This window comes from Halalkalibacterium halodurans (assembly GCF_005671335.1).
Taxonomy (GTDB): Bacteria; Bacillota; Bacilli; order Bacillales; family Bacillaceae_D; genus Halalkalibacterium; species Halalkalibacterium halodurans.
The window spans coordinates 703,002-717,659 of record NZ_CP040441.1; the positions used below are offsets into that span (position 1 = coordinate 703,002).

15 protein-coding genes and 1 riboswitch are annotated in these 14,658 nt (G+C 46.6%); all 15 genes read left to right on the top strand.

Annotated elements, in window-relative coordinates; all coding sequences use genetic code 11:
* Positions 1-324, top strand: a complete 324-nt coding sequence (gene nirD, locus FED51_RS03460; RefSeq protein WP_053432403.1) for a nitrite reductase small subunit NirD — start codon at positions 1-3, stop codon at positions 322-324.
* Between the two features lie 36 nt (positions 325-360).
* Positions 361-2,583 carry an assimilatory nitrate reductase catalytic subunit NasC gene (nasC, locus tag FED51_RS03465; protein WP_233443903.1) on the top strand — a complete coding sequence of 741 codons (2,223 nt, stop codon included), beginning with the start codon at positions 361-363 and terminating at the stop codon, positions 2,581-2,583.
* Positions 2,534-3,178 (top strand): MOSC domain-containing protein, encoded by a 645-nt coding sequence (locus FED51_RS03470; RefSeq protein ID WP_138090279.1) that lies wholly within the window; start codon positions 2,534-2,536, stop codon positions 3,176-3,178. The genes nasC and FED51_RS03470 overlap by 50 nt, the downstream gene beginning before the upstream one ends.
* Before the next feature lie 85 nt (positions 3,179-3,263).
* Entirely contained in the window at positions 3,264-4,361 is a 1,098-nt protein-coding gene (locus FED51_RS03475; RefSeq protein ID WP_010896793.1) for a type III polyketide synthase, read from the top strand.
* Positions 4,361-4,921, top strand: a complete 561-nt coding sequence (locus FED51_RS03480) for an isoprenylcysteine carboxyl methyltransferase family protein (protein ID WP_053432405.1) — start codon at positions 4,361-4,363, stop codon at positions 4,919-4,921. The genes FED51_RS03475 and FED51_RS03480 overlap by 1 nt, the downstream gene beginning before the upstream one ends.
* Before the next feature lie 333 nt (positions 4,922-5,254).
* Positions 5,255-5,794 (top strand): DUF2179 domain-containing protein, encoded by a 540-nt coding sequence (locus FED51_RS03485; protein WP_010896797.1) that lies wholly within the window; start codon positions 5,255-5,257, stop codon positions 5,792-5,794.
* A gap of 2 nt (positions 5,795-5,796) precedes the next feature.
* The gene (locus tag FED51_RS03490; RefSeq protein ID WP_010896798.1) at positions 5,797-5,994 is read left to right on the top strand and encodes an NETI motif-containing protein; all 198 of its coding nucleotides are present in this window, start codon (positions 5,797-5,799) and stop codon (positions 5,992-5,994) included.
* A gap of 102 nt (positions 5,995-6,096) precedes the next feature.
* Positions 6,097-6,198: riboswitch (purine riboswitch) on the top strand.
* A gap of 147 nt (positions 6,199-6,345) precedes the next feature.
* On the top strand, positions 6,346-6,831 hold the full coding sequence (purE, locus tag FED51_RS03495) for a 5-(carboxyamino)imidazole ribonucleotide mutase (protein WP_010896799.1): 486 nt from the start codon (positions 6,346-6,348) through the stop codon (positions 6,829-6,831).
* Positions 6,828-7,967: a 5-(carboxyamino)imidazole ribonucleotide synthase gene (gene purK / locus FED51_RS03500; RefSeq protein WP_010896800.1), complete on the top strand. Its 1,140-nt coding sequence runs from the start codon at positions 6,828-6,830 to the stop codon at positions 7,965-7,967. Before purE ends, purK begins: the two co-directional genes overlap by 4 nt.
* Before the next feature lie 33 nt (positions 7,968-8,000).
* A complete protein-coding gene (purB, locus tag FED51_RS03505) occupies positions 8,001-9,302 on the top strand; it encodes an adenylosuccinate lyase (RefSeq protein WP_053432406.1) in 1,302 nt (433 codons plus the stop codon).
* 57 nt (positions 9,303-9,359) lie between these two features.
* The gene (purC, locus tag FED51_RS03510) at positions 9,360-10,073 is read left to right on the top strand and encodes a phosphoribosylaminoimidazolesuccinocarboxamide synthase (RefSeq protein ID WP_010896802.1); all 714 of its coding nucleotides are present in this window, start codon (positions 9,360-9,362) and stop codon (positions 10,071-10,073) included.
* A gap of 29 nt (positions 10,074-10,102) precedes the next feature.
* Entirely contained in the window at positions 10,103-10,357 is a 255-nt protein-coding gene (purS, locus tag FED51_RS03515; RefSeq protein ID WP_010896803.1) for a phosphoribosylformylglycinamidine synthase subunit PurS, read from the top strand.
* Positions 10,354-11,037 carry a phosphoribosylformylglycinamidine synthase subunit PurQ gene (gene purQ / locus FED51_RS03520; protein WP_010896804.1) on the top strand — a complete coding sequence of 228 codons (684 nt, stop codon included), beginning with the start codon at positions 10,354-10,356 and terminating at the stop codon, positions 11,035-11,037. The genes purS and purQ overlap by 4 nt, the downstream gene beginning before the upstream one ends.
* The gene (gene purL / locus FED51_RS03525) at positions 11,021-13,252 is read left to right on the top strand and encodes a phosphoribosylformylglycinamidine synthase subunit PurL (RefSeq protein WP_053432407.1); all 2,232 of its coding nucleotides are present in this window, start codon (positions 11,021-11,023) and stop codon (positions 13,250-13,252) included. The genes purQ and purL overlap by 17 nt, the downstream gene beginning before the upstream one ends.
* The gene (gene purF, locus FED51_RS03530; protein ID WP_010896806.1) at positions 13,228-14,649 is read left to right on the top strand and encodes an amidophosphoribosyltransferase; all 1,422 of its coding nucleotides are present in this window, start codon (positions 13,228-13,230) and stop codon (positions 14,647-14,649) included. Before purL ends, purF begins: the two co-directional genes overlap by 25 nt.
* Positions 14,650-14,658: the final 9 nt, after the last annotated feature.

Sequence of the window (14,658 nt, forward strand, 5' to 3'; positions counted from 1 at the left end):
ATGAACGTTCAAGCATCAACAAAAACGTATTTTATTGGTAATGTAGACGATTTCCCAGTGAAGTTAGGGAGAGATATCTCGATTGATGGCGTGAAAATGGCCGTGTTTAAATTAGAGAGTGGACAAATCAAAGCCATTCAAAACAAGTGCCCTCACAAAGGGGGACCACTTGCGGAAGGAATTGTATCAGGAGAACATGTTTTTTGCCCACTTCATGATTGGAAAATATCGTTACAGGACGGAATGGTTCAATATCCGGATGAAGGCTGTGTAACGACTTTCAAGACGACAGTGACTGATGGGAAGGTATACGTGCATATGTAAACCTGATTGAAAAAGGGGCGTCTTGCGTTGGAAGAGATGATTCAGTTTTTCCGTGAAAAACAAAAACAACAAGGGAAGGAAGCTAGGTACGATACAAGGTGTCCGTTTTGCAGTGTCCAATGCTCTATGACACTAACTGAGGAAAAGCTAGTGGCGACGAGCCGCTTTAAAGCAATCCCAAATAAACAGGACCCTACATCTGAAGGTAGGCTTTGTATTAAGGGAGTTCATGCCCATCAACATACGGTTCATCGTGAACGCATTCGCCAGCCGTTGGTCAAGACAGGCGGTGCGTTTGTGGAAACATCTTGGGAGGTAGCCCTTGGGCTTATCGCAGAACGATTCAAGCGTCTGCAAAAAAGCTATGGACAAGATGCTGTAGGTGTCTTTGGCGGAGGCTCTCTTACGAATGAAGAAGCCTACCTATTAGGGAAGTTTGCTAGATTAGCCTTAGGGACACGTTACATTGATTACAATGGACGTTACTGCATGAGCTCAGCGGCCGCGGCTGCCAATTTGACGTTTGGTGTGGATCGCGGCCTCACAAATGAACTGCGGGAAGTCGAGGATGCCGAGTGCATCGTGTTAGCAGGGACAAATCTTGCAGAATGCCAACCTACACTAATGCCGTATCTCCGTCGAGCGAAAAAGAACGGAGCGTTTATTATCGTTCTCGATCCTCGGGAAACGGGGACAACGAAAATCGCAAACTTGCATTTGAAACCAAAGCCCGGCACCGATGGGGCGATTGCTGCGGGGATGTTGAAAGTATTGATCGAGGAGGAACTGATCGATCGTACGTTTATTGAAGCACGAACGAATGGATTTGAACAAGTGGAGTCGGAGCTGCAAGAGATAGCATTGGCGGAGCTTGCTCTTGCAGCAGGCGTTCCAGAGGAGCAAATTCGTGAAGCAGCGATTCGTTTTGGCGAAGCACAAACAGGCATGATCTTTACGGCACGCGGGGTAGAACAGCAAGCAACTGGAACCGCTGATGTCAGACAATTCCTCCACATTTTATTGGCGACTGGGAAGATCGGTCGCTATGCTTGTGGCTATGGTGCTGTAACGGGTCAAGGAAATGGGCAAGGTGGTCGAGAGCATGGGCAAAAAGCGGATCAGCTTCCAGGGTATCGTTCCATCGAATCGCCTGAAGATCGAGCCTATATTGCGTCGGTATGGAATGTCGAGGAAAAGGATATCCCGCGAAAAGGCGTTTCTGCGTTTGAATTGTTTCAAAAGATTGACCAGCAGGACGTTCGCGGAATGTTTATTATGGGGTCTAACCCAGTCCTCTCAAGTCCTCATGAAAACTTAGTGAAGCGAGCATTGTCTCGATTGGATGTACTAGTTGTAGTCGATATGTTTATCTCAGAAACAGCAGAGTATGCAGATATCATTTTGCCGACAACCTCTTATTTAGAAGATGAAGGTACGATGACAAACTTTGAAGGGCGTGTGGTCCATCGTCCAGGTTCGAAACCGCCTTTTGGAAAAGCGAAGCATGACTGGCAAATTCTCTGTGAATTAGCCGAGGCGTTAGACCGCTCTCATGGCTTTCAATTTTCCTCCCCTAAGGAGATTTTCAATGAGCTTTGCCTGGCCTCTAAAGGGGGAAAAGCGGATTACAGCGGACTCTCCTATGAGAAAATCAAAGGGGAAGGTGTCCTTTGGCCATGTCCTACAAAAGAGCATGAAGGAACGGGCCGGTTGTTCGAAGAGCGCTTTTATACAGAGGATGGACGGGCGCAGTTTGGTTCTGTGCACTGCCCAGTCGATTCGGAAAACGATGAGTACCCCATATTGCTCACAACGGGACGTGTTCTTACTCAATACTTGTCGGGTACACAAACGAGGCGGAGCGATGCGTTATTGTCCAAAGAGCCCGAACCATTCGTTCTTCTCCATCCAGAAACAGCCTCTTCTTATCAAATTCAAGATGAGGATTGGGTAATGGTTCGTTCTCCTTATGGCGAGGCAAAATTAAAAGCAAGGCAGTCAGAAGGAATTCGCGAAGATACTGTGTTCGTGCCGTTCCATTGGGCTGGTTCTGTATCGATTAACCATGTTGTCGCACCAGAGCTTGATCCAACATCACGCATGCCTGCCTTTAAGCGAACGAAGGTGAAATTAAAGAAAATAATTGAAGAAAAAGGCGAGAGTTGGTATTCTGGACAAAAGAACGATAGACAGGAGTCTGAGAATACCGATGACATACTCGATCCAGTCCATTCAGGTGGGGTTGCCAAAAACCGTTGATTACAAAGGGAAGGAAGTCACCACAAGCATCTTTAAGGAGCCGGTTACGGGTCCCGTCAAACTTATGAAAACAGGCGTCGAAGGAGATCAGCAGGCCGATTTGATCAATCACGGCGGTGTAGATAAAGCTGTTTGCGTCTATCCGCTTGATCATTATTCTTATTGGGGGGATAAGCTCGGTGGAAGCTTGGGGCCTGCTGCATTCGGTGAGAATTTGACAGTTATCGCGCTGACGGAAGAGCAAGCTCATATTGGTGACACATTCCGGGTGGGAGAGGCTCTCGTACAAGTGAGCCAGCCGCGCATGCCGTGCTTTAAGTTAAATGTAAAGCATGGGGTGACAAAATTTCCGTTATGGATTCAAGAAACGGGATGGAGTGGTTATTACTTACGTGTTCTTGAAGAAGGAGATGTGCGTGTAGGGGATACCTTTTCTCTCGTCGATCGTGTCGAGGGTCACCCGACTGTTCTAGAGGTCAACCAATTGTATTATCCAAAGGACATCAATAAAGAGCAGCTTAGACGAATGAGTCAATTACCGGAATTAGCAGATGCTTGGAAAAAGGCATTTAGCAAAAAGCTAGCAAACGCATGACAAAAAGTCATGCGTTTTTTGCATGATGTGCCTCATTTTGGAAATCATAACCGGTATGATGTACCTCAGAGGTAGGTGACCAAAAATGGCGTCGATTGTATCGGTGAGCAGCTATCCGCCCCCTTATTTATTGAAACAAGAGACAACGACTGAATTTGCGAAGGAGCTGTTTCAAGAAGATTTTCGTGACATTGAGCGCTTATTAAAATCATTTTCGAACGGGCAAATCGAAGAGCGACAGTTTGCTGTTCCTCTCGATTGGTTTCGTCAGGATCATTCTCTACAAGAAAAAAATGATACCTACATAAAGCTGGCAACGATGTTTAGTGTAGAGGTCGTTCGTCAGTGTCTCCAATCGAACGTTTTTTTGAAAAAGCCAGTAGCGGAGGAGGAAATCGATACGATTGTCTTTGTGTCGAGCTCTGGGATGGCTACCCCAAGCATTGAAGCAAGAATGATGAATGAGCTACCATTCTCTCCTCATACGAAACGGGTCCCAATGTGGGGACTCGGTTGTGCCGGTGGAGCTGCTGGGATGAGCCGGGCCTATGAATATTGCCGCGCGTTTCCGCGAGCGAATGTACTCGTCGTTTGTGTCGAGCTTTGCAGTCTCACGTTTCAACGCCAAGATCGGACGAAAAGCAATTTAATTGGAGCATCCCTTTTTTCTGATGGTGTTGCGTGTGCCCTAGTGAGCGGCGATGAATCTGACGTTCTTGGGCGGATGAAAATGCCAACGCGGCCATTAATCCTAGGCTCCTCTTCTACACTCATGCCAGATTCGGAACAAGTGATGGGCTGGGATGTGAAGGATACAGGCCTCCATGTCGTGTTTTCCCGAGATATTCCGAACATTATTCGCCACTGGCTCAGGCCTAATGTGGAGCGCTTTTTGGAGACGTATCGACTGTCCTTGGAACAAATTGAGGCTTTTATCGCCCACCCAGGAGGACGAAAGGTGTTGGAAGCTTATGAAGAAGCGCTGTCCTTTTCAGACGAGATGACGGAGTATTCCCGTGACATTTTACGCCATCATGGTAACATGTCATCCCCTACGGTATTGTACGTTCTTGAAAAATTTATGAAGGATACGAGAGATCCTGGACAATATGGATTAATGGCAGCACTAGGGCCAGGGTTCTGCTCTGAATTAGTGCTTATGCAATGGGAGGCGGTTCATTGATGATATGGGTGTATGCATTCATTAGCTTAGTCATTGTGCAACGGCTGGTGGAAGTGGGATTAGCGAATCAAAATGCTAAATGGATCCGGTCAAAAGGGGGATATGAGGTTGGACAGACACATTACAAATATTTAGTACTGCTTCATGGCTTCTTTTTTGTGTCGTTAATAACGGAGGTGACGATTAAAGGTGTCGCATTCGATCTTTGGTCGGCGATTCCCTTTGTATGGTTTCTTTTTGCGCAAATCTTACGGCTATGGGCGTTATCCTCACTCGGTCGATTTTGGAACACAAGAATCATGATTCTACCCGATGCGAATGTGATCGCAAGTGGTCCGTATCGTTACATCAAGCATCCGAATTATGCGGTCGTCATTATTGAGATTGCTATGCTCCCTCTATTCTTTAAAGCTTATGTGACAGCGTTTCTATTTTCCCTACTTAATGCCATTGTGCTTTACATACGAATCCATACGGAAGAAGAAGCATTACAAGCAGCAACGAACTATGAAGCTGTTTTCGAAGGAAAAGCCCGATTCACCCCGAAGTTGGATGAATAAAGAGGATAACCTTGTTTTTCTTGGTCATCCTCTTTTCATCCTACCACTCGATTTTGGCGATTAACTCCTCATAGATGTCCACCTCACCATACCTTGTTTCTGATGTTTTGCTTTTTAACTGTACCGATGCTATCTCTTTTTCAACTTTAGCAAAAAAAGTCATTTTTTGAAGAGGGAATCTCGCATGTTTCTCTTTTCAAACGAAAGGGAAACGTGCTATCCTTTACGAGAATTTTGAATTTCTTGCCCGATCGGCAAGCCGTACGTTAAGGAAAGTAAAACGTAAGCTTACGCAAGAGGACAAGATTTTCTAATGAAAATGAGGGATGCGGGATGGTTTCTTTTTTCATGGAGCATGCGCTGACGATGATCTTGATTATTCTCATTATCAATGTCGTGTATGTCACCCTTTTTACAGTGCGAATGATTTTCACCTTAAAAAATCAACGTTATCTAGCGGCTACTGTTAGTATGATTGAGATTATTGTTTACGTACTTGGATTAAGCCTTGTGCTGGACAACTTGGATCGTATTGAAAATTTAATCGCGTATGCGGTCGGCTATGGAATCGGTGTAATCACTGGGATGAAGGTGGAAGAGAAGCTAGCCCTCGGTTATATTACGGTCAATGTGATTACGAAGGAGTATGAGCCGGACATTCCGAATACGTTGCGTGATAAAGGCTACGGAGTGACAAACTGGGTTGCCTATGGGCGGGAAGGAGAGCGGCTCATGATGGAGATCCTCACCTCTCGTAAATCGGAAGCTGACTTGTATGCCACGATTAAAAAGCTGGATCCAAAAGCATTTATTATTTCCCATGAGCCGAAAACATTCTTTGGCGGATTTTGGGTCAAAGGGATTCGGAGGTAACGATGACAAAAAAGAAGAAGCAGCGATTTGAAGTCGGTGAGCATGAAACGATTGCCGAATGCTTGGCGCGAATGGAAAAGGCGGGATATGTACCTATTAGACGAATGGAAAAGCCCGTTTTTGAGGAGAAAAGCATAGGTGGCAAGAAGGAGTACGTCCCTGTCCGCCAGCAAATTGTTTTTGAAGGGCAATTGAAGTAAAAACGAACATTGATATATAGAAAACAAATATTGTTCGAGTTTTGTTGACAAGATAAGCATTTGCCTGTAAGATTAACGTACATTGAGTTAAATTACGAAAAACGTTCTTTATATAAAGTACCTCATATAATCTTGGGAATATGGCCCAAAAGTTTCTACCTGCTGACCGTAAATCGGCGGACTATGGGGAAAGATTTTGGATCTTCTGCTTTTGAATAAAGGCGTGCCGACCAAGTTAGTAGGTTGCGTTCTTTTTTATGTTCAAAAAGCGCGGAATGAGCGATCTTTCTCTAAGGAATTCGCTTGTCCTGCGCTATTTTTATTTCAAGGGAGAATACAGGAGGGTTAGTCATGGAGCCAGTCGTTGGCGTCATCATGGGAAGTACATCCGATTGGGAGACGATGCAGCACGCATGTGAAATACTCGAAGAATTAGAGGTACCGTACGAAAAAAAAGTCGTGTCAGCCCACCGTACACCTGATTTAATGTTTCAATATGCAGAAACCGCACAGGAACGCGGGTTGAAGGTGATTATCGCAGGTGCTGGAGGAGCTGCTCATCTTCCAGGGATGGTAGCGGCCAAAACGGTCGTTCCTGTCATTGGGGTGCCGGTTCAATCAAAGGCACTGAACGGGCTTGACTCATTACTTTCAATCGTACAAATGCCGGGCGGTGTTCCGGTTGCGACCGTTGCGATTGGAAAAGCTGGAGCCACAAACGCGGGGCTACTGGCGGCGCAAATGATCGGTGCCTTTGATCATCAAGTGGCTGAGCGAGTTCGCCTGCGCCGTGAAAAAGTGGAACAAGCTGTGCTGGAAAGTAGTGAATCGCTATGACGATCATTGAACCTGGAAAGACGATTGGTATCCTTGGTGGCGGTCAGCTAGGACGGATGATGGCGCTAGCAGCTCGAGCGATGGGCTATCGCATCGCCGTGCTGGACCCTAATCCAGATGGGCCATGTGCCCAAGTGGCTGATGTGGTGATTGAAGCCGCGTACGATGACATGGAAGCTGCGAAAAAACTCGTCAGTGTATCAGATGTGGTCACATATGAGTTTGAAAATGTGAACTTAGACGTAGCCAATTATATTGAACAAAAAGGCTGCTTACCGCAAGGGGCGAACTTGTTGCGAGTCACTCAGCATCGGGCGGTCGAAAAAGAGACCATAACTACTCTCGGTTTACCTGTCGCACTGTACAAATATGTAAACGAAGCGCCTGATTTTATCGAACTGGCACAAACGATTGGCTTTCCAGCCGTGTTAAAAACGTGCCGGGGTGGCTATGATGGCAAAGGCCAACGGGTTGTTCGTACGGTCGATGAGCTCAAAAGCGCCTACGATGAATTGAAGCTAGCTGGGGAACTCGTGTTGGAGGCTTGGGTACCATTTGACAAAGAAATCTCTGTGATCGTCGCCCGAAACGAGCGAAATGACACGAAAACATTCCCGGTAGCGGAAAACATTCACGAGGCGAATATTCTTCACCAGTCGATTGTTCCAGCAAGGATTGGGGATGATCTGAGAGATAAAGCCGAGCAGCTTGCGATTCGCTTAGCGGAAGGGCTAAATTTAATCGGTACGCTCGCCGTGGAAATGTTCGTCACAACGAGTGGGGACATTTATATTAACGAACTTGCCCCGCGCCCGCACAATTCGGGACACTACACGATTGAAGCCTGCGAAACATCACAGTTTGAACAGCACGTTCGTGCCATCTGTGGTTGGCCTCTAGGTCATGTAGGACTGTATAAACCAGTTGTGATGGGGAATTTATTAGGAGAGCACTTACCTGGTGTCTTAAATGAAATCAGTGAGATGAAGGATGCGAAACTCCACCTTTATGGAAAGGCGGAAGCCAAAGAAAAAAGAAAAATGGGGCATATCACCGTCCTTGCTGATGATCTGAACAGAGCCATTGACCGGGTAGGACAGATCCAAGAAAAGGCTTGTGCTAAAATAGGCTCGTAGAAACGACAAATTCGGAGTGGAGGCTGTAAATCAATGATTGAACGGTATACTCGTCCTGAGATGGGAGCAATTTGGACAGAAGAAAATCGCTATCAGGCATGGCTAGAAGTAGAGATTGTTGCCTGTGAAGCATGGGCGGAGCTTGGAGAGATTCCGAAAGAGGACGTAAAGAAAATCCGCGAACATGCCAGCTTTGATGTGGAGCGAATTTTGGAAATTGAGCAGGAAACTCGCCACGATGTGGTGGCGTTCACCCGTGCAGTATCCGAAACGCTAGGAGAAGAGAGAAAATGGGTTCATTATGGGTTAACGTCAACAGATGTCGTAGATACAGCGCTATCCTACTTGCTGAAGCAAGCAAATGAAATTATTGAGGCCGATCTTGTCAGATTTCTTGACATTTTAAAAGAGAAGGCATTAGAGCACAAGTATACGGTAATGATGGGACGGACACATGGCGTTCACGCAGAGCCTACTACATTCGGGTTAAAGCTCGCTCTCTGGTATGAAGAAATGAAGCGCAACCTTGAGCGTTTTCGTCTTGCAGCAGAAGGCGTTCGTGTTGGTAAGCTTTCAGGAGCGGTCGGAACGTACGCAAACATTGATCCATTTGTAGAGCAGTATGTTTGCGAAAAGCTAGGTCTTGAGCGGGCTCCAATTTCAACGCAAACACTTCAACGGGATCGCCATGCAGAATATATGGCGACGTTGGCCCTTATCGCCACTTCGATTGAGAAGTTCGCTGTTGAAATTCGCGGGTTGCAAAAATCTGAAACGAGAGAAGTAGAGGAATATTTTGCGAAGGGACAAAAGGGGTCATCGGCTATGCCACACAAGCGCAATCCGATTGGATCTGAAAATATGACAGGGATCGCCCGTGTCGTCCGCGGCCATATGCTTGCGGCCTATGAAAATGTTCCCCTTTGGCATGAGCGGGACATTTCCCATTCCTCTGCTGAACGGATCATTTTACCAGATGCGACGATTGCTATTAATTACATGTTAAACCGATTCGGAAACATCGTGAAAAACTTAACCGTATTCCCTGAAAACATGAAGCGTAATATGACACGTACGTATGGTCTTATCTACTCGCAAAGAGTGTTGCTTTCTTTGATTGACAAAGGGATGGTACGGGAAGAAGCATACGATCTTGTCCAACCGAAGGCAATGGAAGCGTGGGAAAAAGGCATTCAGTTCCGTGAATTGGTTGAGCAAGAGGAACGGATTACGTCTGTTTTATCACCTGAAGAAATAGAAGCATGCTTTGACTACAACCACCATTTAAAACATGTGGACACGATCTTTGAGCGTCTCGGCTTAACAAACGAATAAAGGGGCAGGTAGCTGCCCTTTTTCAATGATTCCCAATCTTCCAAAGAAGGTGAAATTATGGAAAAGCATGACCTTTTATATGAAGGTAAGGCAAAGAAAATTTATCGGACCGACGAAGAAGGGCTCCTTTGGGTCGAGTATAAAAATAGCGCGACCGCTTTTAACGGGGAGAAAAAAGCTTCAATTGAAGGGAAAGCTCGATTGAACAATGAAATCTCCTCGCTCATTTTCTCCTATCTCAAGGAACAGGGGGTCGACTCTCATTTCGTCAAACGCTTATCAGAAACGGAACAGCTCATCCATCAGGTGACGATTATCCCCCTTGAAGTGGTCGTCCGAAACGTGATCGCTGGTAGCTTGGCGAAACGGATCGGAATCGAGGAGGGCACACCGTTAGAAAAACCGTTAGTTGAGTTTTACTACAAAGATGACGATCTAGGTGACCCCCTTGTCACAGAGGATCATATTGCGATTTTGCAAGCAGCGACGAAAGAACAAGTAGACATTTTGAAAGTGAAGGCGATCGAAGTGAATGATGCGCTCACGACTTTCTTTGCAGGAATCGGGGTAAAGCTCGTTGACTTCAAGCTAGAATTTGGCGTAACAGCAGATGGTGCCATTTTACTAGCGGATGAAATCTCCCCAGATACATGCCGATTATGGGATGCGAAGACTGGAGAGCGATTTGATAAAGATTTATTTAGACGAAATCTAGGAAACTTGCAAGACGGCTATGAACAAATTTTAACGCGAATTGAACAAAAGGCGTAACGCGCCGAAATTGAAATAGGAGGCTCATCATGTACAAAGTAAAAGTATATGTCACCCTGAAAGAAAGTGTCCTCGATCCTCAAGGGAGTGCCGTACAAAAATCACTTCATGCATTATCATTCACAGAAGTGAACGAGGTTCGAATTGGAAAATATATGGAGTTAACATTAGAAAAAGGAGAGGGCGATCTTGACGAGCGTATCCATGACATGTGTCAAAAGCTCCTCGCCAACACCGTGATTGAAGATTATCGCTACGAAGTGGAGGAGGTTATCCCGTCATGAAGTTTGCTGTCATCGTATTTCCAGGATCCAACTGTGACGCTGACATGTATCATGCCGTGAAAGACGCTTTAGGTGAAGAGGTCGACTACCTTTGGCATACTGAAACGAGCGTTGAAGGCTATGATGCGATTTTACTACCTGGGGGTTTCTCATACGGTGACTACCTCCGTTCAGGCTCCATCGCTCGCTTTTCTCCGATTATGGAGGATGTGATTCGCGCGGCGAACGAAGGCGTCCCTGTGCTCGGCGTGTGCAACGGATTTCAAGTATTGTTAGAAGCAGGGCTCCTGCCTGGCGCGATGCTTCGCAACGAAAAGCTGACGTTTATTTGTAAACCGGTTGAGCTTGAAGTACAAAACAACGACACTTTCTTTACCTCAGAGTATGAGCAAGGGGAAACGATTACGATTCCAGTAGCCCATGGAGAGGGGAACTATTATTGTGATGATGAAACACTCAAGCAGCTTGAGGCGAACAACCAAGTCGTGTTTCGCTATACCGATCGTGTGAATGGCTCACGTAACCACATTGCCGGCATCGTCAATAAAGCAGGTAATGTTTTAGGTATGATGCCACACCCAGAGCGAGCAGTCGAGCAGCTTGTGGGCGGCGAAGACGGTCTGCGCTTATTTAAATCGATTTTACGAAATTGGAGGGAATCCCATGTCGTTACACCGTGAACCTACGGCAATCGAAGTGAAAGAACAGAAAATTTACCGAGAAATGGGCTTAACTGATGAGGAGTTTGCCCTTGTTGAATCCATTCTTGGACGCTTGCCGAACTATACGGAGACGGGACTTTTCTCCGTCATGTGGTCAGAGCACTGTAGCTACAAAAATTCGAAAGTGCTACTGAAAAAATTCCCGATTGATGGCGATAAGGTGCTTCAAGGACCTGGAGAAGGTGCGGGGATCATTGATATTGGCGACGAACAAGCAGTCGTATTTAAAATTGAGAGCCATAACCATCCATCGGCGATTGAGCCATACCAAGGAGCAGCAACAGGCGTTGGTGGGATATTGCGAGATGTGTTTTCCATGGGGGCTCGTCCAATTTCGTTACTAAACTCATTACGTTTCGGAGAGTTGACATCACCGAAAGTCCGCTATTTATTTGAAGAAGTTGTCGCTGGAATTGCCGGCTATGGAAACTGTGTTGGTGTCCCAACGGTTGGCGGCGAAGTGCAGTTTGATCCATGCTATGAAGGAAATCCCCTCGTGAATGCGATGTGTGTCGGTTTGATCGACCATAAAGATATTCAAAAAGGGCAAGCAAAAGGTGTTGGCAACACGGTCATGTACGTCGGTGCAAGCACGGGCCGCGATGGAATTCACGGTGCTACGTTTGCTTCTGAGGAATTAAGCGAAGCTTCGGAAGAGAAGCGTCCAGCTGTCCAAGTGGGCGATCCGTTCATGGAGAAGCTCCTCCTTGAAGCGTGTCTTGAACTTATCAAATCAGATGCCCTTGTTGGAATTCAAGACATGGGTGCCGCTGGGTTAACGTCATCTTCAGCGGAGATGGCAAGTAAAGCAGGCTCCGGTATTGAGATGAATTTGGATCATGTTCCTCAGCGTGAAAAAGGAATGACGCCATACGAAATGATGCTTTCCGAGTCGCAAGAGCGCATGCTAATCGTCGTCAAAAAAGGTCGAGAGCAAGAGATTAAAGATATCGTTGCCCATTGGGGATTACATGCAGTTGAAGTTGGTCAAGTGACCGACGATAAGAAGTTGCGCCTTCTACACAAAGGCGAAGTTGTCGCCGATGTTCCAGTTGATGCGTTGGCAGAGGATGCACCTGTCTATCATAAACCGTCGAAGGTTCCTGCATATTATGAAGCGTTCCAAAGCGAGAAAACGCAATGGATTCCAACAATCGCAGACGTGAAAGATACGTTGCTGTCCCTTTTACAGCAGCCAACGATCGCCAGCAAAGAGTGGGTTTACGAGCAATACGACTACATGGTTCAGACAAATACGGTCGTAAGTCCAGGCTCGGATGCGGCAGTGGTACGGATTCGCGGAACGAAAAAAGCATTAGCAATGACAACGGACTGTAACTCTCGCTACCTTTTCCTTGACCCAGAAGTAGGTGGAAAGATTGCCATCGCTGAAGCAGCCCGCAATATCGTCTGCTCAGGCGGAGTTCCGTTAGGAGTGACAGATTGCCTGAACTACGGAAACCCTGAGAAACCAGAAATTTTCTGGCAGCTAGAGAAATCAACAGATGGGATGAGTGAAGCTTGTCGTGAGTTAGGAACACCAGTCATCGGCGGGAATGTGTCGCTTTATAATGAAACGAACGGTGTCGCCGTGTATCCAACACCCGTTATCGGCATGGTCGGTCTTATTGAAGATGTGGGCCATATTACGACTCAAGCCTTCAAAAAAGCAGGCGACTTGATTTATGTAATCGGCGAAGCGAAAGCTGAATTCGGTGGTAGTGAATTGCAAAAGTTAGTGAACGGCGAAATTTCAGGAAAAGCACCAGCTATTGATTTAGCGGTTGAGAAGAAAAGACAGGAGCAATTGCTTGAAGCGATTCGAGCAGGTGCTGTCGCTTCTGCCCATGATATAGCAGAGGGTGGCCTAGCTGTTGCGCTAGCGGAGTCCATGATGGGAGAAGCTGTAGGTGCGGATGTTGTCATTGATGGTGAATGGACGACGGAATTGTTTGCAGAATCTCAGTCTCGTTTCCTAGTCTCTGTTCCGAAAGAGAAGCAAGCCATTTTTGAATCATTAGTGGAGGACGCGATTCATCTTGGGCAAGTGACAGACCATCCTCAATTAAACATTCAGGATGTAAACGGCGCTCAAGTCCTGCAAGCGAGTGTAAATGAAATGCTCGAAGCTTGGAAAGGAGCTATCCCATGTTTGCTGAAATCAAAGGCTTAAACGAAGAATGTGGTGTGTTTGCGATTTGGGGTCATGAAGATGCGGCACAAGTAGCTTATTACGGCTTGCACAGCCTCCAACATCGCGGGCAAGAAGGCGCTGGAATCGTTGTGACAGATGGCCATCAACTGTCGGTTCACAAAGGACTCGGTTTAGTTAATGATGTCTTTAATCCTGATATTTTTGATTCGTTAAAAGGAAAGGCAGCTGTCGGTCACGTTCGCTATGCGACGGCAGGAGGCGGGGGCTATGCTAACGTTCAGCCCCTTGTCTTCCGTTCACAGATTGGTAGCCTTGCGATCGCCCATAACGGAAATCTCGTCAATGCGAACCATTTAAAAAATCAATTGGAGAATCAGGGAAGTATTTTTCAATCAACGTCCGATACAGAAGTGCTCGCCCATCTCATTAAGCGAAGCGGATATCACCATATTCGGGAGCAGTTGAAAAGCTCGCTCTCCATGCTTAAAGGAGCCTATGCCTTTGCGGTGATGACGGAACGTGAGCTCATGGTCGCACTTGATCCGAATGGTTTGCGCCCCCTTTCCATCGGTCGATTGGGAGAAGCCTACGTCGTTGCCTCTGAAACATGTGCCTTTGACGTCATCGGTGCTGAATATGTGCGTGAAGTGGAGCCTGGGGAGCTCGTGACGATTAACGACGACGGTCTTACGTCAGAGCGGTTTGTAGGCGAAGCGGCCCGTGCCATTTGTAGCATGGAGTATGTTTACTTCGCACGTCCTGATAGCAACGTGGACACGATCAATGTTCATACAGCTCGGAAAAATTTAGGGAAGCAACTCGCGATTGAAGCTCCAGTAGAAGCAGATGTCGTGACGGGAGTACCTGATTCCAGTATCTCAGCGGCGATTGGTTATGCTGAGCAGTCAGGGATTCCGTATGAGTTAGGCTTAATCAAAAATCGCTATGTAGGACGAACGTTTATTCAGCCATCCCAAGCGTTGCGCGAACAAGGAGTCAAGATGAAGCTTTCCGCTGTACGTGGAGTTGTGGAAGGCAAGCGTGTCGTCATGATTGATGACTCCATCGTACGTGGGACGACGAGCCGGCGAATTGTCAATATGCTGCGTGAAGCGGGAGCGAAAGAGGTGCATGTTCGCATTAGTGCGCCACCGATTAAGCATCCGTGCTTTTATGGGATCGATACGTCAACAAAAGAAGAGTTAATTGCAGCCACTCATTCGATTGAAGAGATGCGCAAGCAAATGGGGGCAGACTCGTTATCCTTTTTAAGCTTAGAAGGTCTTGTCAAAGGGGTTGGCCGTTCAAATGAAGTGTCTTCATGCGGACAATGTTTAGCGTGCTTTACCGGACAATACCCGACAGAAATTTATCCTGATACACTTCATCCACACGACAAGCTTTTACCGGTATAGGAGGTCCAG

Coding starts and splice junctions, on each gene's coding strand:
- nirD (WP_053432403.1), top strand. CDS start 1: ATGAACGTTCAAGCATCAACAAAAACGTATTTTATTGGTAATGTAGAC.
- nasC (WP_233443903.1), top strand. CDS start 361: ATGATTCAGTTTTTCCGTGAAAAACAAAAACAACAAGGGAAGGAAGCT.
- FED51_RS03470 (WP_138090279.1), top strand. CDS start 2,534: ATGACATACTCGATCCAGTCCATTCAGGTGGGGTTGCCAAAAACCGTT.
- FED51_RS03475 (WP_010896793.1), top strand. CDS start 3,264: ATGGCGTCGATTGTATCGGTGAGCAGCTATCCGCCCCCTTATTTATTG.
- FED51_RS03480 (WP_053432405.1), top strand. CDS start 4,361: ATGATATGGGTGTATGCATTCATTAGCTTAGTCATTGTGCAACGGCTG.
- FED51_RS03485 (WP_010896797.1), top strand. CDS start 5,255: ATGGTTTCTTTTTTCATGGAGCATGCGCTGACGATGATCTTGATTATT.
- FED51_RS03490 (WP_010896798.1), top strand. CDS start 5,797: ATGACAAAAAAGAAGAAGCAGCGATTTGAAGTCGGTGAGCATGAAACG.
- purE (WP_010896799.1), top strand. CDS start 6,346: ATGGAGCCAGTCGTTGGCGTCATCATGGGAAGTACATCCGATTGGGAG.
- purK (WP_010896800.1), top strand. CDS start 6,828: ATGACGATCATTGAACCTGGAAAGACGATTGGTATCCTTGGTGGCGGT.
- purB (WP_053432406.1), top strand. CDS start 8,001: ATGATTGAACGGTATACTCGTCCTGAGATGGGAGCAATTTGGACAGAA.
- purC (WP_010896802.1), top strand. CDS start 9,360: ATGGAAAAGCATGACCTTTTATATGAAGGTAAGGCAAAGAAAATTTAT.
- purS (WP_010896803.1), top strand. CDS start 10,103: ATGTACAAAGTAAAAGTATATGTCACCCTGAAAGAAAGTGTCCTCGAT.
- purQ (WP_010896804.1), top strand. CDS start 10,354: ATGAAGTTTGCTGTCATCGTATTTCCAGGATCCAACTGTGACGCTGAC.
- purL (WP_053432407.1), top strand. CDS start 11,021: ATGTCGTTACACCGTGAACCTACGGCAATCGAAGTGAAAGAACAGAAA.
- purF (WP_010896806.1), top strand. CDS start 13,228: ATGTTTGCTGAAATCAAAGGCTTAAACGAAGAATGTGGTGTGTTTGCG.